Origin of the sequence: Photobacterium swingsii, from assembly GCF_024346715.1 — a bacterium.
In the GTDB taxonomy this organism is placed as follows: Bacteria; Pseudomonadota; Gammaproteobacteria; order Enterobacterales; family Vibrionaceae; genus Photobacterium; species Photobacterium swingsii.
Map to the genome: position 1 here is coordinate 1,426,105 of NZ_AP024853.1, position 21,124 is coordinate 1,447,228.

The 21,124-nt window shown below is 44.3% G+C and carries 15 protein-coding genes and 1 riboswitch; of the genes, 7 read left to right on the forward strand and 8 right to left on the reverse strand.

What is annotated here, in order from left to right:
- Positions 1 to 121 precede the first annotated feature (121 nt).
- Positions 122 to 928 carry a class I SAM-dependent methyltransferase gene (locus OCU77_RS23535; RefSeq protein WP_048899655.1) on the forward strand — a complete coding sequence of 269 codons (807 nt, stop codon included), beginning with the start codon at positions 122 to 124 and terminating at the stop codon, positions 926 to 928.
- Between the two features lie 112 nt (positions 929 to 1,040).
- On the opposite strand, the gene OCU77_RS23540 is transcribed toward OCU77_RS23535, so the two are convergent.
- Positions 1,041 to 1,991 carry an alpha/beta hydrolase gene (locus tag OCU77_RS23540; protein ID WP_048899656.1) on the reverse strand — a complete coding sequence of 317 codons (951 nt, stop codon included), beginning with the start codon at positions 1,989 to 1,991 and terminating at the stop codon, positions 1,041 to 1,043.
- A 575-nt stretch (positions 1,992 to 2,566) separates the two neighbouring features.
- On the opposite strand from OCU77_RS23540, the gene OCU77_RS23545 reads away from it, so the two are divergent.
- Together OCU77_RS23545 and OCU77_RS23550 are read left to right on the forward strand one after the other, a co-directional pair.
- Positions 2,567 to 2,944 carry a hypothetical protein gene (locus OCU77_RS23545; RefSeq protein ID WP_048899657.1) on the forward strand — a complete coding sequence of 126 codons (378 nt, stop codon included), beginning with the start codon at positions 2,567 to 2,569 and terminating at the stop codon, positions 2,942 to 2,944.
- A 543-nt stretch (positions 2,945 to 3,487) separates the two neighbouring features.
- Positions 3,488 to 4,591 carry an NADH:flavin oxidoreductase gene (locus OCU77_RS23550; protein ID WP_048899658.1) on the forward strand — a complete coding sequence of 368 codons (1,104 nt, stop codon included), beginning with the start codon at positions 3,488 to 3,490 and terminating at the stop codon, positions 4,589 to 4,591.
- Positions 4,592 to 5,130: 539 nt separating this feature from the next.
- Here the strand turns inward: OCU77_RS23550 and OCU77_RS23555 are convergent.
- Complete coding sequence (locus OCU77_RS23555) at positions 5,131 to 5,628, reverse strand: MarR family winged helix-turn-helix transcriptional regulator (protein WP_048899660.1); 498 nt, start codon at positions 5,626 to 5,628, stop codon at positions 5,131 to 5,133.
- Between the two features lie 259 nt (positions 5,629 to 5,887).
- On the opposite strand from OCU77_RS23555, the gene OCU77_RS23560 reads away from it, so the two are divergent.
- A complete protein-coding gene (locus OCU77_RS23560; protein WP_048899661.1) occupies positions 5,888 to 6,781 on the forward strand; it encodes a DMT family transporter in 894 nt (297 codons plus the stop codon).
- Between the two features lie 129 nt (positions 6,782 to 6,910).
- On the opposite strand, the gene OCU77_RS23565 is transcribed toward OCU77_RS23560, so the two are convergent.
- Positions 6,911 to 8,443: a bifunctional NUDIX hydrolase/phosphatase PAP2 family protein gene (locus OCU77_RS23565; protein WP_084711829.1), complete on the reverse strand. Its 1,533-nt coding sequence runs from the start codon at positions 8,441 to 8,443 to the stop codon at positions 6,911 to 6,913.
- Between the two features lie 315 nt (positions 8,444 to 8,758).
- Here OCU77_RS23565 and OCU77_RS23570 point away from each other — a divergent pair, with 315 nt between their 5' ends.
- Complete coding sequence (locus OCU77_RS23570) at positions 8,759 to 9,469, forward strand: glutathione S-transferase family protein (protein WP_048899662.1); 711 nt, start codon at positions 8,759 to 8,761, stop codon at positions 9,467 to 9,469.
- A 120-nt stretch (positions 9,470 to 9,589) separates the two neighbouring features.
- Here the strand turns inward: OCU77_RS23570 and dcuC are convergent, their stop codons facing one another.
- From dcuC to OCU77_RS23590, 4 genes are all read right to left on the reverse strand, one after another.
- The gene (gene dcuC / locus OCU77_RS23575; protein ID WP_048899663.1) at positions 9,590 to 10,954 is read right to left on the reverse strand and encodes a C4-dicarboxylate transporter DcuC; all 1,365 of its coding nucleotides are present in this window, start codon (positions 10,952 to 10,954) and stop codon (positions 9,590 to 9,592) included.
- Positions 10,951 to 12,189 carry a peptidase T gene (pepT, locus tag OCU77_RS23580; protein ID WP_107302969.1) on the reverse strand — a complete coding sequence of 413 codons (1,239 nt, stop codon included), beginning with the start codon at positions 12,187 to 12,189 and terminating at the stop codon, positions 10,951 to 10,953. Before pepT ends, dcuC begins: the two co-directional genes overlap by 4 nt.
- A gap of 343 nt (positions 12,190 to 12,532) precedes the next feature.
- The gene (locus OCU77_RS23585; RefSeq protein ID WP_048899664.1) at positions 12,533 to 13,507 is read right to left on the reverse strand and encodes a GGGtGRT protein; all 975 of its coding nucleotides are present in this window, start codon (positions 13,505 to 13,507) and stop codon (positions 12,533 to 12,535) included.
- Positions 13,508 to 13,520: 13 nt separating this feature from the next.
- Positions 13,521 to 14,213, reverse strand: coding sequence for an iron-sulfur cluster assembly scaffold protein (locus OCU77_RS23590; RefSeq protein ID WP_107302968.1), 693 nt, complete (start codon positions 14,211 to 14,213; stop codon positions 13,521 to 13,523).
- A gap of 263 nt (positions 14,214 to 14,476) precedes the next feature.
- Positions 14,477 to 14,570, reverse strand: a riboswitch (Fluoride riboswitch).
- 304 nt (positions 14,571 to 14,874) lie between these two features.
- Between OCU77_RS23590 and OCU77_RS23595 the strand changes: the two genes are divergently transcribed.
- A complete protein-coding gene (locus OCU77_RS23595) occupies positions 14,875 to 16,302 on the forward strand; it encodes a cytochrome-c peroxidase (protein WP_244915186.1) in 1,428 nt (475 codons plus the stop codon).
- A gap of 121 nt (positions 16,303 to 16,423) precedes the next feature.
- Here the strand turns inward: OCU77_RS23595 and OCU77_RS23600 are convergent, their stop codons facing one another.
- On the reverse strand, positions 16,424 to 17,848 hold the full coding sequence (locus OCU77_RS23600) for an alpha-amylase family protein (protein ID WP_048899667.1): 1,425 nt from the start codon (positions 17,846 to 17,848) through the stop codon (positions 16,424 to 16,426).
- Between the two features lie 425 nt (positions 17,849 to 18,273).
- Here OCU77_RS23600 and OCU77_RS23605 point away from each other — a divergent pair, with 425 nt between their 5' ends.
- A complete protein-coding gene (locus OCU77_RS23605; protein ID WP_048899668.1) occupies positions 18,274 to 20,982 on the forward strand; it encodes an EAL domain-containing protein in 2,709 nt (902 codons plus the stop codon).
- Positions 20,983 to 21,124: the final 142 nt, after the last annotated feature.

The window sequence follows — 21,124 nt, forward strand, 5'->3', positions numbered from 1 at the left end:
TCGCAATATACATTGCGAGAGGAGTTAGCATGGGAAATATCAGCATTGGCTTTAGATGGATAACTCTTGTGGCTCTCATCGCCCTGTTTGTACCGGTTGCCCTTTATGCTTAGGAGCTAATATGTCTGGAAAAGTCTTGATGCCAAATGAAAACCGCGAGATATCAAAAACACCGGGTCATTGGGTTCTCGCTCAATTGGGCAAAAAAGTGTTACGACCGGGTGGCAAAGAACTGACTCAAAAAATGCTGAAAGGATTGGGTATTAGACCGAGTGATAGGGTGGTGGAATTTGCTCCAGGAATGGGCTATACCGCCCGTCTCTGTTTGCAGCAGTCTCCTGCTAACTATATCGCGATTGAGCAAAATGAGCAGGCTGCGGATATTGTTCGTTCTTATCTGGATGGAAAAACACAGGTATGTCGGGTGGGGAACGCGCAAGATACAGGGTTAGGTAATGCTGAAGCAACTGTCGTCTATGGTGAGGCAATGCTAACCATGCAATCTCATGCGCGTAAGAATGAAATCATAGCGGAGGCTGCGCGTATTTTAGCGACGAACGGCCGCTATGGTATTCACGAACTTTGCATCACCCCCGATGACATTGATGACGATAAGAAGCGTACGATTCAAAAAGAAATTACCGAGACAATTCAGCATCCGGCTAAACCAATAACCCCATTGGAATGGAAACAGCTAATGGAAGACAATGGTTTTGAAATTGAATTTGAAGCCATCGCCCCTATGCATTTACTTGAGCCTAAAAGGATGTTGGATGATGAGGGGCTTGCTGGTTTATTAAATATCGCAAAGAACATTTTGACCAAACCCAGCGCAAGGAAGCGTGTACTGGGAATGCGAAAAGTTTTCCGTCAGCATGCGAATAACTTGTCTGCAATCACATTGGTCGTAAGAAAAAAGCAAAGTTAAGAATATAAGCCTCACTATTTGCTTGGTGCTTTATTTAGCCTCGTTAGTGAGGTGTCTGTTCTTCGAAGATTTAAAGGCCAGCGAACTGGCCTTTACCCGCTAATTAGTCTGATTAAATTACGTTATAACAATTCAAATTACCATCAAATTGCATGCCTGCTTTTACTGGGTTCTTACCATCGAACACACGGCTAAAGAAGTGCTTTATGGTCGGGTTTTCAACAGCGGGTTTATGCCATAAACGGTGGCTGTCGTTTGCACCAGCGGCATCGGTGAAGTTGTAGTAAGTGGCGTACTGAGCCGTCATGTTTGCGGCAGTATTACCGATACGATCAGGGTTAATAAAGTCAGAGAAATCGAGCACATCATCGGTTTCATTGACGGTCACCAGCACACGCCTGCTTTGCCCAAGTGTATCAAGCCACGTTGCATGGCCTGGGTTATCAGCATCTGCTTGATGAAGAAGAATGTTTTTAAACATAGCGGCTTGGTGATCATAGTCTGGCACCTGCACCATAGACTGCATGAGGTAGTTGCCCAAGCTATGAATCGCAAGCGTCTGGATTTGTCCTTGCTTGCGGGTTTTACTTCGGTTGGTTTCAACAAAGCCGTTTAACTTATCGAGCAAGCGTTCAAACGCCATCGCAGAACGACGAGCATTCTTACGGGCGCGTTTGTATTCGCTGATCTTACGTAAGATAAAATTAGGCCCCGGATTTGACGGCCAAGAAAAGGCAATCACATTCACACCGTACGCTTCAATTTCTCGGCATTTTTTCAGGTTTTTCTTCATGTCTTGATTAAACCCATGAACAAACAACACGCATGGGCTATCAGCATTGTCACATCGTTCAAAAACAACTTCTAAAGGCGTCTGCACCTCATCGGCAATGTCGCCGTTATGCATGATTGGCGCTTCATCCATCAGCGCCAGTGAGAAGTTCCCCTCATTGTCTTGCACTGCTTTCGCCACCCGCAAAACTTCGGCACCTTGCGCATTGAAGTTATCGCCAAACAACAATGGGGAATCTGTGATGTTTCGGTTAGAGACAAAATAAATCATGGCATTTTCCTTCGCTATTTATCGTGAATCAGTGAATAGCATCTGAATCTATACATACCTGTTGGTCTGATAGTGCTGGCCTGAAACTACATCAATTAATACCGAGGAAACGTGCTAAACCTTAAACCTGTCAATGCCCATAGGCTAGGGCTTGGAGGTACCTCAAAAGGAAGAAATCAGGACTTTCCTTGAACCGTCAGGCTGTTGTGACCAACGCCTTTTCTGCTGACAGCATCAGGGAAGTGAATGAAGCAGAAAATTGAATCGCATTAAGAGTAGTAGATATTTTGTTGTATGCAAGGTGTTGCTTTCTGGGATAGCGAAAAGCGTTTATGCCCCAAACCTTCTCAACCTCAACGAACTGGCCATCTAGCCAGCATTGCAATAGACCAAATTAATCTAATCCGTACTTTGGACTCCTATACGGAAACTTTCCGTAGTTCTACCCCGAAACTCTCTGTCGATTCACACAACAGGTTGATACCAGTTGAGTTTTATAATGAATGGCAGCAACATAGACGGAGTCCAAACACGGAATAATTCCGTCTATAAAGCGTTATGCAGTATGGATACATATGAGACAACAATATCACTTTAGAAACTCAGAGAAGGGCTTACTTGCTTGGGACGTATTTCGTCTAATTGAGTTTTCTTGTGAGTTACCTACCATCGAAATACAGCTATCCGATATTAAAGAACTCGAAGAAGAGTTTTGGTACGACTTGGGTGGAGCACGCCCAACGTGCAAAAATGTTTTAGAGCATGCATCGCTAATCCAAAATGCAGACCTGTCGTATCCCATTATTTTATGTCACGAAGGGCGAGTGATGGATGGTATGCATAGGGTTTGCAAAGCAGTGATGCTCGGGCACATTACAATTAGTGCGGTTCAGTTTCCGACACACTTAGAACCAGACTATGTAGGTATTGAAGCAGACGATCTACCTTATTAACGCGCCGCATAACAAACGACTATGGCATGGGTTTGCCTTACTCAGAGTAATCCGCAAATAACTAAATTAGCAGATTCGCTGACACGGAAATGTCCACTTACCTTCTAAGCCACAAATTTTCTTTTTAGTGTTAGCAAAGCGATCAGAGTTACCTCACTCTGCACCTCGTCTTAAACCATCTCCTCAATCCAACATTTAGCGTCTATTTAGATCGTATTTTGCGAGAAAGCGGTATTCGAACACGAAATTGCACTACAAAGCTGTACTGATTGCGACATTGTTGAGTAACCGCTGAGTTTCAAAATACTGAAATTAGAGGCGTTAGCAACGTTGAGTTTGCTAGCGCTTTTTTGTTTTTGCCTTTCATTGCTCCCATCCCATAGTGACATATCTCACAGTAACTTAATCCAGATTAAGGTTTTTCCTCGATTTTCACGTCAGTATGGCGGCCATTCATTGCACTCGGTGTTAGCACTCGCTTTTAAAACAACATAGCTAATACAAGGTCGATGATTCCCTACACACGATTTGAGAGGACTGGACTTGAGCATTTTGTTTTCACAAGGCCGTATTGGCAACATGACCCTAAAGAACCGCTTTGTACGCAGTGCGACATGGGAAAATATGGCAACAGATGATGGCCACATGACGGATAAGTTGTACGCCATCTATGAAGAGCTTGCGCAAGGAGAAGTCGGTTTAATCGTGACAGGCTACGCGAACATTGTTGAAGAAGAAAAGCCTAACGCTGGCATGATGGGCATGTATAACGATTCTTTTATCGACGAGTACAAAAAGCTGACTGAGTTAGTACACACTAATGACTCTAAAATCGTGATGCAATTGGCGTACGGTGGCACAAAAACGACCTATAACGTCGGTGAACGAATTATTTTTGCCCCAAGTGATGTACCTGAAATGGGGACGAAAACGCAGGGTAAAGTCATGACCAAAGACGAGATTGATTATATCGTTGAGGCATTTGCTCAGGCCAGCCGTCGTGCACAAGAATCAGGTTTTGATGGGGTAGAAATTCATGCTGCGCACACTTACCTGATCAACCAGTTCTTAAGCCCTTATTACAACCGTCGAGAAGACCAATACGGTGGTAGCTTAGAGAACCGTATGCGTTTTCTGGTCGAAATCTACACGGCGATCCGCAAACTGGTGGGGGATGACTTCCCTATTTTAGTGAAGCTAACTGCAACTGAATTTTTTGAAGGTGGTTTAACCTTCGATGAAACACGCATTATCTGTAAGCAGCTAGAAGCGATTGGCGTCGATGCGATCATCATCTCGGGCAACATTCACGGCAAAGCCAATGATATGATTGGCCAGCAGTTTGATGGCTATACCTTGCAAGAAGAAGGCTATTTCCATCAATATGGCGACGTGATCAGTCAGGATGTCAGTGTGCCTGTGATCACTGTGGGTGGCTTAAGTGATGTTGATGCGATTGAAGCCATTGCAGAGAACACCAATATTCAGTATTTCGCATTATCACGTCCATTACTGGCAGAGCCGCATTTGATCAAACGTTGGCTAAGTGGTGATAAAGTCGAAGTTGATTGCGAACGCTGTTCTAAATGCCGTACCCGTCGCGGTAACTTCTGCGTGGTGTACAAAAAACGCAAAAAAGTAGCATAAAGCTCGCAAGCCTAGATTTTCACGGGTAGCGTGAATAAAGAAAGGTGCCAGCGGCACCTTTTTTATTGATTTACCCAGTGAGGTTTTAGTGAATGTTTTGTCCCTGGTGGTTGCATTACTATTTAGAGAGTTAACGTAAACACATAAAGTAATGTGACGATAGGGATGCGCACTACAGCAATATGATAGTGAAGATAATCATTGCGAGACAAATAGCTAGCTTGACGTTAAAGATATTAGAGATATTGAAATGTAGAAAATCATCATTAACCACAAAATCTATTTTCGATATTGCATCGTCGATTTTTATTTTTGTATCTGCGTTTTTGTCATTGCAATAAGTATTTAATTCATCACAGTACGATTCGATTACTCTTTTCAATGTAAATACCTTAGATGTTTGATCTTAGTTATAAGTTGTTATTTATAAAGTATTTAGGTTTATATGAGAGTGTATAGCACTGGGTTTTAAGATGAATAATAAGCTCATCGCTTTTATTCATCTTTTTATTGCGTGACAGTCCTAGAAAACGTAAATACTACCCTTCAAAGTGTTGTCCCCACTTTTTTAATAAAGCATTTAATTGTATTTGATCTTCATTTGTTAACGGCTCATATAGCGTGGACACTTTATCAAAATAGAGTGTGGCCCCTTTTTGGATTAATTTTAATCCAACGTCTGTTAAACCAACAACGACACATCGTCTATCTTCATCACTATTCGTACGCAGGATTAATCCTTTTTTCTCTAGTTTATCTAACCGATTGGTCATTGCACCTGATGTTAATAATGTCTGTTTTATCAGGTCGCTTGGCATGAGCTGGTATGGCGCACCATTTCGATAGAGAGTGGCTAAGACATCGAACTCACCAGCGTTAATATCCAGTGCGCTATAAACAGTTGAACGCTGTGATTCTAAGTGTTTGTTTAACCGTGAAAAACGACCAATTATTTCAACTAAGCTGTGATCAAGTTCAGGATTATTTTTTTTCCACTGCTGCGATATTTGATCAATATGATCGGGTTGTTTACTCATCACTCTCTCTCAAGGGTTGTCATTTACGTAATCTGTTGTTTGACGTTTTTACTCATTTTTTGTAACAGATTACTTCTTTAATATCAGGATGATAAATCAAACCTGTAACCTTTATCTTAAAGTATATTTTGGTCTGACCCCATTCATTTCGCAACACCTTGATTAAACACTTTCACCTTATCAATTTTGTTGGTGGTACTTTACCGCTCATTTATCTTTATGTAAAGTATCTTTATGTGAAGGTAAATGGGATTGTATTTTGAGAATTTTGATCGCGCTTTTAGGGCCGCTGCTTTGGGGAACAACTTATGCAACGGTATCTGCTTTTTTCACTGGTTGGTCGCCTTTTGCTTTAGCGGCATGGCGTGCCTTACCTGCTGGTATTTTATTGCTTGTTATTAAGCCAAGTTTTCCCAAACTGTCTGAACTTCCAGCTTTGATCTTGGTGGGCTTCATTAATATCACTCTATTTTTCAGTTTGTTATTTGAAAGTGCGATGCAATTGCCAAGTGCCTTGGTTGGGGTTGGGATGATCACCTTGCCAGTCATTGGTTTAGTTGTTGTTATTGCCGTCCATAAGATGAAGCCGAGTTTAGTTCAGCTGTTATCTGCTGCTGTTTTGGTTGTCTGCGCATCCTTTCTATTTCTGTCGAGTAACAATGAGATCCATGTTTCTGCCGTGCTTTTTTTAGTGGCGGCAATGTCAGTATTAATCGGAGGTAGCCTTGTGACCGAGCATGTAATGAAGAAAATTCATTGGTGGAAGTTGCTGACCTGGAAGCTGATTTTTGGTGGGATTATCTTGGTACCGATTGCCTATTGGCACCTTTATTTGAGTGGTGCTCATTATGCAGACCCGTTTCAATTATCTTGGTCTCAATGGGGGGCGCTTGCATGGCTCATTGTTGGTGTAACCGCAGTGAGTTATTGCGCTTATGTTTTTTCTATACCTCGGATAAGCACGAGCGAGTTGAGTTTTTTCGGTACCTTTAATCCGATCCTTGCGATGGTGCTAGGGGCAACGGTCATGGGAGAAAGTTTCAGCTCGCTTCAGCTGGGTGTGATGGGTCTGATGATTGCTTGTAATTTAGTTGCCCAGCTATATGAAAGACGTCACCATCAGCGAACAGAACAAACGGTTATTGCTTATTAATAGGTACTGGTTAGCTTCGGTTTATGTTCTCGTACACCTATGCGGATAAAATTTGTTTCCCATCTGCTTGCCGCTGTTATAACAGCGGCTTGATTGATTTTCGTGGGTAGCACTCAGTGTGATGGCTTGCTACGCGTCTTTTTTAGGGGGGCGCGATGGTGTAACAAGCTTTTGGCTTATGCGCGGCGCGCCGACCAAAATCCAGATCATACCGCACAAGATAGCAAGGGAATTCACCACCAAAATTAAGATGCTAGTGGTTGCAGAGCTGATTAGCAGCATAGGCATACCAACGATAACAACTAGGCCAAGTAGTGCAATGACAAGGTGTTGCCATGAAGCGACCTTACTGCTGGTGCCCATCTGTTTGTGGTTATTGGTTAGCTGGGGTTTGACAAAGAATAACGAAATAAAAATCCCTAGCGCAGCGAACCACGAGAATACATATAAGGGCTGAATCAGCTGCAAGGTGCCGTAAAAGTACATCGCTAATAATAACAACCATAAGCGTTTTGATTCGATCAGTCGCTTGTTATTGGTATAGCGGTTATGACAAACAGCCAGTGACATTAGGGCAATTACACCACCTAAACCCACACCAGCCACGACATCTATTGGATAATGTACGCCTAGCCAAACTCGTGCCGCACCCGCCAGCAATGACAACGCAAGCCAGCTTACAACAGCCGTTGGGATCGAAATTTTAATACGCTGTTTGCCTTCCGTGAATAGCCAACCGATCAGTACCCCAATCATGGCTGCGGCTTGCGTGGTATGCCCGCTTGGGAAACTAAACCCACTCGCTTGTGTTTGTTGCAGGCTCGGTAAGAAATAAAACGGTCGCGGCACTGCAAAACCAATTTTTAATAGGTTCACGGAATAGGCTGTCGCAAGCAGAGCAAATGCAATGGTCAGCCCATAACGTAGCGGAAATATCAGTAGGCAAACAAGTAACAAACCCACTGCCAATGCACCTTCGCCTAATCCATTAGAGAGGTTCAATAACTCACGTACAGGAGGGATGGATTTTATCCATGCTTGGAAAGATTCCATCAAAGTGAGTTGGGTTAACTGCAGGCTGTCTGCATGCTCGGTTAAATCTTGAAGGGGATAAAACTGTGTTAGCTTGCTCGCGTTTATCCAAGCGTGTAGTGCTTCAGTATCGCTTGGATAGCGGTATTTAGCCGCCACCACTGGGGTTAATGCCGTGAGGTAAACTTGACGGATCTCTTTACCGAAATGCTCAGAATTGAGCGCTGGGATGATGTGTGCGTTAAAGCCATTCTCAACGGCAGGATCAATGTAGCCTGTTGGTGAACTTGGCTGGCAGCTAAATACAACACGGTTATTATTTATGGCAAGCTGTTGACCAACGGTAACCGTGATCCCGGTTTCTTCAAGGGTTTCACGCTTCGCTGCGGCTTGAAAGGTTTCGCTACTGTCAATGTAGCCGCCAGGTAGTGACAGGGTTCGGGTAAGATAATCTTGTACTAAGATGACTTGCCCTTTTGCATCTCGGATAACACATGTCGCCCCTTTTGGGTGAAATGCTTGGGCTGAATCGGTTTGGGGGGCTACTTGGGTTTTGGTCTGAGTCTCAGCAAAAGACAATGGGCTTAACAAAGAAATAAAAAGGCTGAATAAAATGAACTTGAATTGCAAAAGGGTGCTTCCTTTCCACTGACGGGTAAGGCGCTATTATCACTATTATGAATGTTATTTCTATATTGTTAATAACCTATGGGTGAAATTAACAATAAGGCATCCGAATAGGATGGGGTTTCGCTTGTTTAGGTATTGTTTTAGCTACTGTTTTAGACTTTGTTTAAGGTGTGATCTTGATGGAGCAAGTTACACCTTTTAGGCGTGGGAGGCTGAAATGAATAATAAAAAAGATCGCCATGTCTGTCGTCTTTTTCCAGATCACTTCGTCTTATAGGTATAAACAAAATGAATTGACTGATTTTGGAGTGCCCAATGATTAAACTGATTAGCTTTAAGAACTGCCCATTTGTACAGCGTGTTATGGGCTCTCTAATAATGAAAAATATTCCATTTGAAATTGAGTATATTGAACTCAGTAATAAGCCTCAGTGGTTCTTGGATATTGCGCCAAACGGCCAAGTACCAGTACTCATTACCGAGGATGAAACGGTATTATTTGAATCTGATGCGATTGTGGAATACCTCGATGACAAATACACGCCGATAGAAGCATTAACACCAGAGCAAAAAGCGCTAGATCGCGCGTGGTCGTATCAAGCTAGCAAACACTACATGCCACAGTGCGGTACCATGGGCAGTAAAGACAAAGAGACTTTTGAAAGCCGTTTAACCAACTTAGCGAAAGCATTTGCAAAAGCAGAAAACAAACTTGGTGAGAGTCAATTTTTTAAAGGGGATTATATTTCGAATGTGGATATCGCTTGGCTACCGCTATTACATCGTGCATTCGTAATTAAACAGAAATCGGGTCTGGATATGCTTGAGGGCTTCCCAAAAGTCCAACAATGGCAGGCCGCTTTGATAGCATCGGGTTTACCCGAAAAAACCGTTCCCCAAGATTTTGTCACTACTTTCAGCAATTTTTATCTAACAAACACCTATCTAGCAGATGTGATGAATGGTGAGGATGAGAGGTGCGAGTTATCAAGCTGCTCAGCGGTATCGAGCGCTTGCTGTCAGTAATCGTGTAAAGATAAACGCTTAAAGTTGGAGTTTGAGTAAGGTTACGCACTTTATGTTAACCAAGTTTGCTAATTGATTTGGCTTAAGGTGCGTAACCTAGGTGATTGTTGGCTTTATATGTTAATTGACCAAAATCATCACCGCGATGAAGTGAACCACAAAGCCAACGAGCATTGGTACGCTGGTTCTTTTGACGACTTCAAAGGTTGATAACTTAGCGCCCCCCGCAGAGACAATCACACACGCAGCGACAGGTGAGGCTGCCCTGGCGAGTGCAGAGGCTTGCTGCATAGGTAGCATCATTGCCACAGGATTTGCACCCATGGAGTGAGCGACAGTCGGAACAATATCGACAAACGATAGGAAAGCCGCATTACCAGACCCCATCACCAAGGCTGCTAAACCAACTACAACAGCAAACACCAATGTTAGCATTAAGGCTGGCATACCAGCGCCCTGTGCCGATTCAATCAGGTGATTAATGGCACCTGTTGATTGAATGCCGTAAGCAAACACGCCGGCAGCGACGAGCAAGAACACCACGCCTGTTAATGCGTTACCACACCCTTTCATGAATGCCCCAAAGCAATCTAAACTTTCTTTGAGTGAGCGTGTTTTTATGCCTTCAAAAACCAATGAAATAAATACAGAGATCAGTACGATAGTCACGACATCTAAGTGGATAGTACTGATCACCAGTTTGCTAAATACGATCGCGGCAATGATAGGCAGCATAGGCAAAATGGCGTAAATGTTAGGGGCTGGATCAGGATCAGACGCTGTAGCCGCTTCAAGATCGGCATCAATCACATGGCCATCTTTTTTATCTTGATAAGATTGCCACATTACATGGGCGATACCTACGGCCACAATTGCGACGGCACTGGTGGGCGCTTGGTAAGACAGGTAATCCATTAAGCCCATTCCAACCGATTCACTGGCTTTAATCGCATCAACCCCTAATGGTGTTAAGGTTAAGCCTAGCGTAGAGGCGATAACCCCAGATGCCGATGCGCGCGAGATCCCAAGTCCTGTTAGAATTGGATACAAAGTCACCATGAGTAACACGGCTAATGCGGTGGCACTTGGAATGGCTAGCTGTAACGATGCGCCTATGATGTAGCCGAAGAACAATAGAATATTTTTGTTTTTTACGACAGATAATGGTTTCACCGCCAGTCGCACAATAACGGCATCGGCTTTTATCCGTGTCATTAACTCGGCAAACCCCATGAGTACCATGATCGTTAAACCCAACCCGCCAGCACGATAACCGAGCATGTAACTTACAAACTTAAACGGATCAAATGCTGCAAGGTTGGTAGAGGCTACCTTAGCCGGGAGTACATCTCCCCAACCAAAGAGGCCAGTACAAGCCATTAGAATAATACCGGCCATAAACAAGATGGCTTCGGTTTTGTAGCCTGTCAGGATCAATCGTGCAGCAGCAATGATAACCAGTAAAACAACGAGTATTTGGATCATTGGTCGTCACCTTGTGCTATCTGAGTAATGATGGTTTGTACAACATTGGAAGCTGCGATCAACGAAGGCAGCGGGAGATACTCATTGATAGAGTGGAAGTTATGAGCGCCGGTGAAAATGTTCGGACATGGGATCCCATTGGCCGAGAATACTGCACCGTCGTAGCCACCACGCATTGGGATCACCTTCATTTTGATCCCATTACTTGCATATGCTTGCTCGGCAAGTTGAACGGCTTGTTGGCCGAGATCGTTTTCAAGGTAGTTAGAAACGTTCTCGTAGCGGTCGGCAATTTTATAGCTCAGGGATTGTTCACCGTAGAGGTTTAAAAATGACTGGCACGCGTTCTCGACGAAGATTTTACGCTGGCTGTAACCTTCTTTAGTGAAGTCTCGAATATCAATGTTTAGTACCGTTTGGGCTGAGTTCCCTTCGAGTTTCTTCATCCAGTAGTAACCCTCTCGCCCTTCGGTGTTTTCTGGGGTTTCAAGACGAGGGAAAAGACTGATGAAATCGTGTGCCATTAGAAGCGAGTTCTTTAAGTTACCTTTGGAATTCATTGGGTGAGCGCTTTGGCCGTGGAAGGTGATCACGGCACCACCAGCATTCCAGTTTTCTTTTACGAACTCACCAATGCCACAGCAATCGAGCGTATAGCCAAAATCAGCGAAATCTGGGGTGTTGAATGCTGTCGCGCCAAGTAAGCCTTGCTCTTCATCGGGCACAAAGGCGACTTTGACTTCACCATGTCGAATTGTGGTATCTGTCGTGAGTACGTGTAACGCATGCATGATGGCTGCAATGGCGGCTTTATCATCGGCCCCCAGTAGGCTGGTGCCGTCAGTGACAAAGATTTCCTGACCTAGGTAGTCATTAAGATCTGGGTTGTCTTTTAATGTGAGCACAGCGCCGTTACCCAGTGCAATGTCGCCACCTTGGTAATGAATTAAAGTTGCATGGGTGTCGCCCGTGTGCTCGCTGGAGGTATCAAGATGTCCAAAGAAAGCGACAGTTGGGTAGTTACCCGCGCAGTTTGCGGGTAGGGTGGCTGTTACAATGCCGTTGTCACGCTGCTCGATATCGACAAGTCCCTTCATGGCTTGGAGCTCGCCGACAATGCGTTTACCTAATTCGATTTGCCCCGGTGAGGAAGGCATGATCCCTGCTGCGCCCGCTTTTTGATTTGTGGTTGTGTTTATTGTTGTGTAGCCAAGAAAGCGTTGTTTAATATCCATAATACATCTCGATTTATGTGGCAAAAAACCAATATATCCATACATAAAGTAAGATTATTAATGTGTGTTATTCATGCGTATTTACAGATGAATGAATAAAAATAATACAGGCCTGCAAAGTGTGATTCAATCCGCATAAAAGCGCTAGGTAATTGTTATGATTCCAATTTCGGGTAATTAGTTCTTACTGACGATCTTGTTGGTACTAATGGGGGCAGCAGTATTTCACTTCGGATTGCTCGGTATTAACAGCAAGTGATGAATAAGCCTATTAATAAAAAGCTCACACCATAAAAAGCCCAGCGAATAAGCTGGGCTAAAAGTATGACAGCGTTTAATGAACTTAATGGTGCAGCTGCTGATCAACTGCCACCGCCAATGCAACGGTTGCACCCACCATAGGGTTATTGCCCATGCCGATGAAACCCATCATAGCAACGTGGGCTGGCACGGATGAACTACCGGCAAATTGGGCATCGGCGTGCATGCGTCCCATGGTGTCAGTAAGGCCGTATGAAGCAGGGCCTGCGCCGACGTTATCTGGGTGTAACGTTCGGCCTGTACCACCGCCTGATGCGACAGAGAAATATGGTTTTTGTTGGGTGGTGCGTTCTGATTTGTAGATCCCTGCAACAGGGTGTTGGAAACGGGTTGGGTTAGTCGAGTTACCCGTAATGCTGACATCTACTTGTTCACGGTGCATGATAGCCACCCCTTCGCGGACATCGTCAGCACCGTAGCAAAGAATGTCACCACGTAATTCATTAGAGAAACGACGGCGGCTTACTTCGATTAATTCCCCCGTATCGTAATTAAATTCGGTGCGCACATAGGTAAAGCCATTAATGCGTGAGATCAGGTAAGCGGCATCTTTACCTAAACCGTTTAAGATCACTTTCAGTGGTGTTGTTCTTGCGCGGTTAGCGTTCATTGCGATTTTTATCGCCCCTTCCGCCGCCGCGAAAGACTCATGACCGGCTAAGAAGGCAAAGCATTGAGTGTCTTCATTTAATAGGCGTGCCGCAAGTGCGCCATGACCTAAGCCGACTTTTCTCTGTGCAGCCACGCTACCGGTTTTACAAAAGGCTTGTAGCCCTTCGCCAATGGCGTTAGCCGCCGCTTCTGCGTTAGCTGCTTGGCGATATAACGCCAAGGCAGTACCGAGAGTGTAAGCATCACAGGCGTTATCAAAAGCAATGGGTTGGGTGTCCAATACGGTATCTTGTGGCGCAATTCCAAACGTTAGACAGTATTGTTTTGCTTCTTCTAACGATGACATGTTCATTTCTTGTAGGTATTGGTTAACTTGTGAATTCATGATGCAGCCCTCGTTATGCGTTGCGTGGATTGATGGTGGTTACGGCGTCGTTGAAGCGTCCATAAACGCCTGTTGCGTCAGCCATGGCCTCTTCGGCTGGCACGCCTTTTTCAACACTTGCCATCATTTTTCCGAGGTTAAGATATTGGTAACCAATCACTTCATTATTGTCGTCGAGTGCCAGTTTCGTTACATAGCCTTCGGCGAGTTCCATATAACGCACCCCTTTAGCGGAAGTGGCGTAACTGGTGCCGACTTGGCTTCGTTGGGTTTTTCCTAAATCTTCCAGTGCTGCGCCAATTTCTAAGCCGTCTTCAGAGAAGGCAGATTGGCTGCGACCATAAACAAGCTGTAAGAAAATTTCGCGCATGGCAACATTGATAGCATCACAGACAAGGTCGGTATTGAGCGCTTCAAGCAGGGTTTTGCCCGTCAGAATTTCTGCGGCCATTGAAGCAGAGTGGGTCATGCCCGAGCAGCCAATGGTCTCGATGAGTGCTTCTTCGATGATGCCCTTTTTGATATTAAGGGTGAGCTTAGCCGCACCTTGCTGCGGGGCGCATGTGCCCACGCCATGGCTTAAGCCTGAAATGGCAATAACGTCTGTTGGACGGATCATGCGGCCTTCAACAGGGATAGGCGCAGAGGGGTGTAAATCGCCACGCTGAACGGGGCACATAGATTGGATTTCAGTAGAGTATTGCATGGCGTTTTCCTTTAAATGTTAGGAAAACAAGTGTGTTGGCGTGTTATATCCCTACAGAAAAATAGTATCAATTTGAACAAGCCACGGATCGAATACTAACGATAAAAGCAATATAAAATCGATTCAAAATAATTGTCATCAGTGGTGCTAATAACAATAATTTTGATTAAGCGATAAGTGCTTTAATCCGTTACATGGATCACATGTTTGTGCAGATTGATATGAGCCACATCCGTCGCTCACCAACAGTTACACCTGTTTTCTTTTCTGTAGGAGTCATCAGCCACATGGCGGTTGTTACCAGCTCCGTCGTAACGGTATTGGTTGAGTAGGTGGAACCCCATCACCTTTGCTAAACATGCTACTGCCAAAACATGATGTGCTGCAATCGTCTTTTTAGACGCCTTTTCTCTATAAAACGGCTTCTTTAGTATGAAATGAGCATAAAAACGTGAGGAGTGTCATGCGGTTGGTTAGGGGAAAGGGAAGATGAACAATCACGACGGTTCGTTTTGTTGTGTCACTAAACCATGGGCAGAGTATGGTTATTATTGGTTATAAGACACAAGACAAGCAATGGCTTGCTAGCTTGATTAATGATACGGGGAAATATAAGCCCCGATTAATAAATAATAATCAAGTTGGCTAGAGGGTAGTATTAATGAATACTCCTAAACTGATCGCGATGGCTGTCGTCCTGACATCCGTCGTGGCTTGTGATGATGATAGTGTCGAAGACGAAAGTGCTAATCCTGTTGTTTCTGCGACAACGGAGGACACGAATGTTCCTCCAGAGCAACAGCCTGAAACACCACCTGATGATGGTTCCGATAGCGGCGGAGTAACGCCTCCGCCTTCAGGTGGTAGTGATCCTACTCCACCAGATGGAGGTTCAGGCGGAGGTTCAGGTGATGGTGACTCGGGTGACGGTGGTGGCTCGGGAGGGGAAGACGACCCTGTTCCAGAGCCAGAGCCAGAGCCAGAGCCAGAGCCAGAGCCAAGGGTGGATATTGATGGTTTACCTATGCCCGATTTGACGCAATCGGGAGACTTCGAAGCCTATGTTGATGGTCAACCCCAGTACTACACCCGTATCTCGGCGAGTTTTGGTAATGTGGCTGGCCAAGACAACACCCCGTTTGATAATCGAATAAAAAATGCAGGCGCCAACTTAGGCCGTGTGCTTTTTTATGATAAGCGACTCTCATTAAACAACACCGTTGCCTGTGCGTCTTGTCATCAGCAAGAACATGGCTTTTCAGATCCGAACGTTTTTAGTGATGGTTTCGATGGCGGGAAAACAGGCCGTCATTCCATGAGCTTATCCAATGCTGCGTATTATTCGCCTAGAAGTTTCTTTTGGGATGAACGAGCTAATACGTTGGAAGATCAAGTGCTGATGCCTATTCAAGACAGTGTCGAAATGGGGATGAATTTACTCGATCTTGAAGTGAAGTTAGGGCTAACCAGTTTTTATGCGCCTTTGTTTGATGCCGCATTTGGCGATGAGGCGATCACCAGTGATCGTATCTCTAAAGCATTAGCGCAATTTATTCGTGCAATGGTGAGCTACCAATCTAAGTATGATCAGGCATTCACAGTGGGTACATGGAATGCGCCTAAATTTGAAGAGGTTTTTACGGAACAAGAAATGCTCGGGCTTCGCTTATTCTCTGGTGTGCCAGGCGATCGTAATGATTCGCTAGGGTGTGATACTTGTCATCATACTTCGGCTCATACTGCGGATCAGGCGCATAACAATGGCCTTGATGGTAATAATGCACCCGACCAAGGGGCAGGTAATGGCTTCTTTAAAGTGCCTTCGTTACGCAATATCGCAGCCAGTCCCCCTTATATGCATGATGGTCGTCTTGCTACTTTGATGGATGTGGTGGAGTTTTATAATAGCGGCGTACAGGCACACCGCAATTTAGCGCCAGCCTTACGACGAAATGGCAGTCAGTCAGGGCCTCCCGTACGTTTTAATTTGAGCCAAGAAGAGAAAGAAGCCTTGGTCGCGTTTATGGAAACGTTAACTGATGAGACGTTGTTAACGCTCCCTATATTCAGCGATCCGTTTGAGGAATAATCTTACTCATCCTGCTGGCAATAAAAACAGTTTCCCTGCTTGCCGAGTCGATTACCGACTCGGCTTTTTTTCGTGAGTTATGTTAAGACGCTTCGTACGTAGAATGTCATGCTCCACTTGATTAGTGCGGGTTTACATCCTTAGGCTTTAGGTTAAGACATAGCAGCATGGCACAGCTGTGCTTCGCCAGTGTGAGGTGCTGGTGAGTTGCATCGAAGCTGACGCCTTCTTGTTGCAAGATTTCAGTTGTCATGTCGGTACTAACTTCTGCATTGAGACAAATTTCAACCGCTTGCTGCCCCTTGTTGATAGCCACCATGCCTTCGTTCGCACCACGGCTAAACACCAATACATCCTCTGTTTGATGCACCAAGGCCATTGGCTTGCCGTGCATTAAATTGTGGAAACGGATCATTTGTTGAAGCGTTGGATTCTTCCAACAATCTAGCCAACGCGGTTTACCTGATTTATCTGTAATCCCACTGGTATCAAGATCGGAATAAATCAAGGGTACGCCGCCATCACGACCGAGAATGTAACAATACGCCAAGCATTCAATATGCTCAGGCATGACTTGATCGAGAAAAACGTCGTTGTTAGGGATGTCATGGGTAATTGCAAAGGTAATGGCACGATCATGTGCTAATGCTGACCCTAGTGAATAGGGGTTTATCAAGCTGGCCATGGTGCTATCAGGTTCTGATAACGTATTTTTGAGGGTATGAAACAACGGGAAGTCGTACGCACCAAGGTAGGTATTGGCGAGATAGGGCTGCAAGAATAACTCGTATTCTTCCTTTGTTGCGCCACCATCAGTAATGATCTCACCAAACACATGGGTTTCACTGCTGATTTCATCGTCCCACACTTGGTGCAGGTGTTCGAGTGTCATGTGTTTGGCCGCATCAATACGGAAACCTTTTACACCTAATTGCTTTAGGGCTTTTAGGTACTGCTTTTGTGCTTCAACAACTTTGTCTGTGTATTTTAACGTCGGTAAACCAGGGTCTCGATCGCCATTACTGATGCGGCCATGTTGTACTTCCCATGGGTCAGTCCAGTCTTTGATAGGAAAAGCGAGCACAAAATCTTTGTCAGTAAATAACGGTTGGCCCAAGTCGCCAAACAGCATGAGATCTTGGTAGTGTGCTTTATTCTTTTTATAGTCAGCCAATACATCCGTATTTGGGTAGATTAACGCCTCATTGATTTCTTCTTCGTTTGCCATATGGTTAAAAACGACATCAACGTAAACGTGAATATTTTCGGCCGAAAGGGCGTGGGTCATCGCTTTGAAATCGAGCGTATTACCCAGTTGATTATCAATGACACGGTAATCTTGTGGCTGGTAACGTTGCCACCACGGGGTACCATCTTCCGATTTAAGGGATTTCATCGGTGGCGATATAAGTACGGCTTTGAAGCCTGCATCAGCAATCGACGCTGCTTGTTCTTTAATACGGCAATAAGGCCAGTCAAACGCATGCAAGATAACGTTTGTTGCCTGCGAATAGGTCGCGTTGATTGGGTTTGAAATTGCTTTCATTGTAAAACAACCTTTTTAAACATTGCCATGAATACTAATGGGAGTTTGTTTCAAAAGCCTCCTCTCTTTGATGAAATAAGAGGGTAGGAGTAGCAAGGATGAGACGCGATGAGCCTGTATTATCTAGCCGCAATGGCTTTATGATTCTTATATTACAAGCTGTTAGGAACACAATATTCGTTGTAAGTATGCGATGTTGTAGGAATCCTACTGGGGAAATCACGCCAATAAACAAAGAAATATGCTAACAAGATAACATTATTATCAATTAGATGAACAAAATCGGTAAAGGAGGATGTTTTCGAGTGCACTAACTTCTTATTATGGCGATATAAGAGCGATAGCACCTTTTAATCATTTGTTATAAAGCCGTAGATTTAAAGTCAGTGGTAACGCGTGAGTGATCCTTACAACGAGAAGAAATCATGCCCTTTTTAGCGGACGCTAATGTTCCATTTCCTTCGCAACCTGCTCATACATCAATGACGATTGGTGTGATAGTGCCGCTATTGAGTGGTTTTTATTTGGGGGAGATCACCTCTAGCTTACGATTAATTGCCCAGCAAAAAGGGGTGAATTTAGTGCTGATTAGAACAGGTGGTTTTGATGATTATCAACTACCACTTGCGTTTGATCATCTCGATGGGTTACTGACTATTTTAGATTCAGCATCGCCAGCACTTTTGGAATGTGCGATTGAGCGGGGCATTAAAGTCATGTCACTGGGTGAGTCATACCCCACATTGGAAGTGGAAACTATCCGCAGCGATCAACAGCAAGGTGTTGAAGCGGTTTTTGATCATCTTGTCAGACAGGGCCACCAAAAAATAGGTTTTTGTGGCAACTTGTCGGTTGAAGATATCCAAGTTCGCTTTAAAGCCTACCAATCTCGATTCGAACATTGGCAGATGCCATATCAAGCGCATTGGTTTTTTTCTATTAGTGAGTCGACTTTACCCGGTGGGCGTGATGCGGGGCGGCAGTTTATTGCTCGTAACTCTGAGTGCACCGCAATCATCTGTGCTACCGACTACAATGCGGTCGGGTTTATTGAACAATTAAAAACGGTGAATATTGCCGTTCCAGCGCAGTTAGCGGTGGCGAGTATCGATAATACGTTGCTTGGTGCACGGTTTGAACCGGCATTAACCACTATAAATCAACAGCTTGAAAATTTGGTTGAACGAGCACTCGATCGTTTAATTGAGCGTATTAAAGGGGCGCCATATAGTTCAGGTGATATAGTGATGCCCCAGCAGCTTATTGTACGTGATTCTTGTGGGGCACCAGAATCAAAGAAATGCGCCAGTGCAAACCTCAGTTATGTGCGACAACAATTATTGGATGATTTGGCCCACCGACCAGAAGAAATACATGAATCATTTTTTAACTTGGCTCAGCATGGTTTTCATTCATTACTTAATTTACCGAGTGTTTATAACACATCGTTAAAATGGGCGTTTTTTGCGTTGAATTACCGTGATTATGATCAAGACAAGCTCTACGTCACGCAAGCGTGCGCAATGGGAGAAGAAGAGCAGCGCTGTAAAGATATTACGCAGCATGCATTTTTGCCATCTCAGTATCCCCCTGCTGAATTGTATAACTACCACTTACCAGACGCCTTCCTTATTACCTTGATCCCTATACCACAAGAATCTAATGGTTTATGTGGGGTTGTGGCTGTGGTTGATGACTTATATTCAGATTCAAGCGCGAGTGGCTACAGTATGTTTAATAACTATTTGGACATGCTATCACTGTTTATTGAGCGTGATGCCTTGATCGAATCGGTGAAGCTGCGGGAAGAAAAGTCCCAAAATATGGCGACTAAAATTCGTCATTTGGCGTACTACGATACCCTGACTGGTATTCCGAATCGTATCATGATGAAAGAGCAGCTAGATCGCCATATTCAACAGCGACCTCGAGTTCCCCATGCAGCTATGTTGATGGATCTCGATCGATTTAAATTCGTGAATGATACCTATGGACATGATGTGGGTGATGCCCTTTTACAGCATGTATCAGCGGCTCTACGCCGAGTGATCAGGCGCAATGATAAATTAGCGCGATTAGGCGGGGATGAATTTTTATTTTTTTGTGATGTCTCGACCAATGAAGCTGCTTTAATGCTGGCGAACCGTATTCTGCAAGAAGTCGAAACGCCTTTTGTTTTTAATGGTTTAGAGTTAGCGACTCAAGGCAGTATTGGTATTGCTTTCTATCCTCATGATGGGGCGACTGCGGATGATTTGATCAAAAAAGCGGACATTGCTATGTACCGCGCAAAGCGCGATAGCTCAGTGAGTGCGATGTTATATGACTGCTCGATGGATTCTGATGTGCAGTTACAAGCAACACTAGAACAGCTATTACGTCAAGCCATTGAAAATGAAGACCTTAGTGTACATTTTCAACCACAATATAACCCATATACAGGCAAACTTTATGGGGTGGAAAGCTTAGCGCGTTGGTATTCGCCTGCACTGGGACACATTAGCCCCACGACTTTTATTGCAGTAGCTGAAGAGAGCGGCTTAATTTATAAGCTCGGCGAGTTGATGACACGTAAGTCCGTACGTGAGCATGTACGTTGGTCTGCCATGTACCCTGATGAAATACTCAAACTTTCAATCAATGTGAGTCCTGGTCAATTGGTGCGCCCGCACTTTGCTGATGACTATATTGCCGCTATTTTGGAAGAAGGCGGAAACCCAAATCACATTATTATCGAAATCACCGAAACGGCGGCGATCACCGATCTTGAACACTGTGTCGCAATCTTAAATAAGTTTATTGATGTAGGTTTTGAGATTGCTCTTGATGATTTTGGTACTGGTTATTCATCTTTGTCATTGCTTAAGCAACTTCCCCTGAAATACGTAAAAATAGACCGTTCATTTATTATGGACATCGACACCGATCAATCGAGTAAAGATATAGTGCGATCTATTGTGATGATGTGCCATTCCTTCGGGTATTGCACTTTAGCTGAAGGTGTTGAAACGCCAGCACAAATTGAACTGGTGAAAGAGTTGGGCTGTAATCTGATTCAAGGGTATGTGTATAGTCGCCCTTTACCTGCAGAAGAGCTTGAACGGCTGTTACGATCTGAGTATCACCGACACTAACGTAACGCATGAAATTCTAAACTTTAGCGAAACAATAGTGAACCCGCTTGGCGTGCTTGCGCCATATAGACTTGTTCATGTTATCTCTTCACATAATGAAAGCTTATTGTCCTACCGAACCTGATATTACTCACAGCTTATG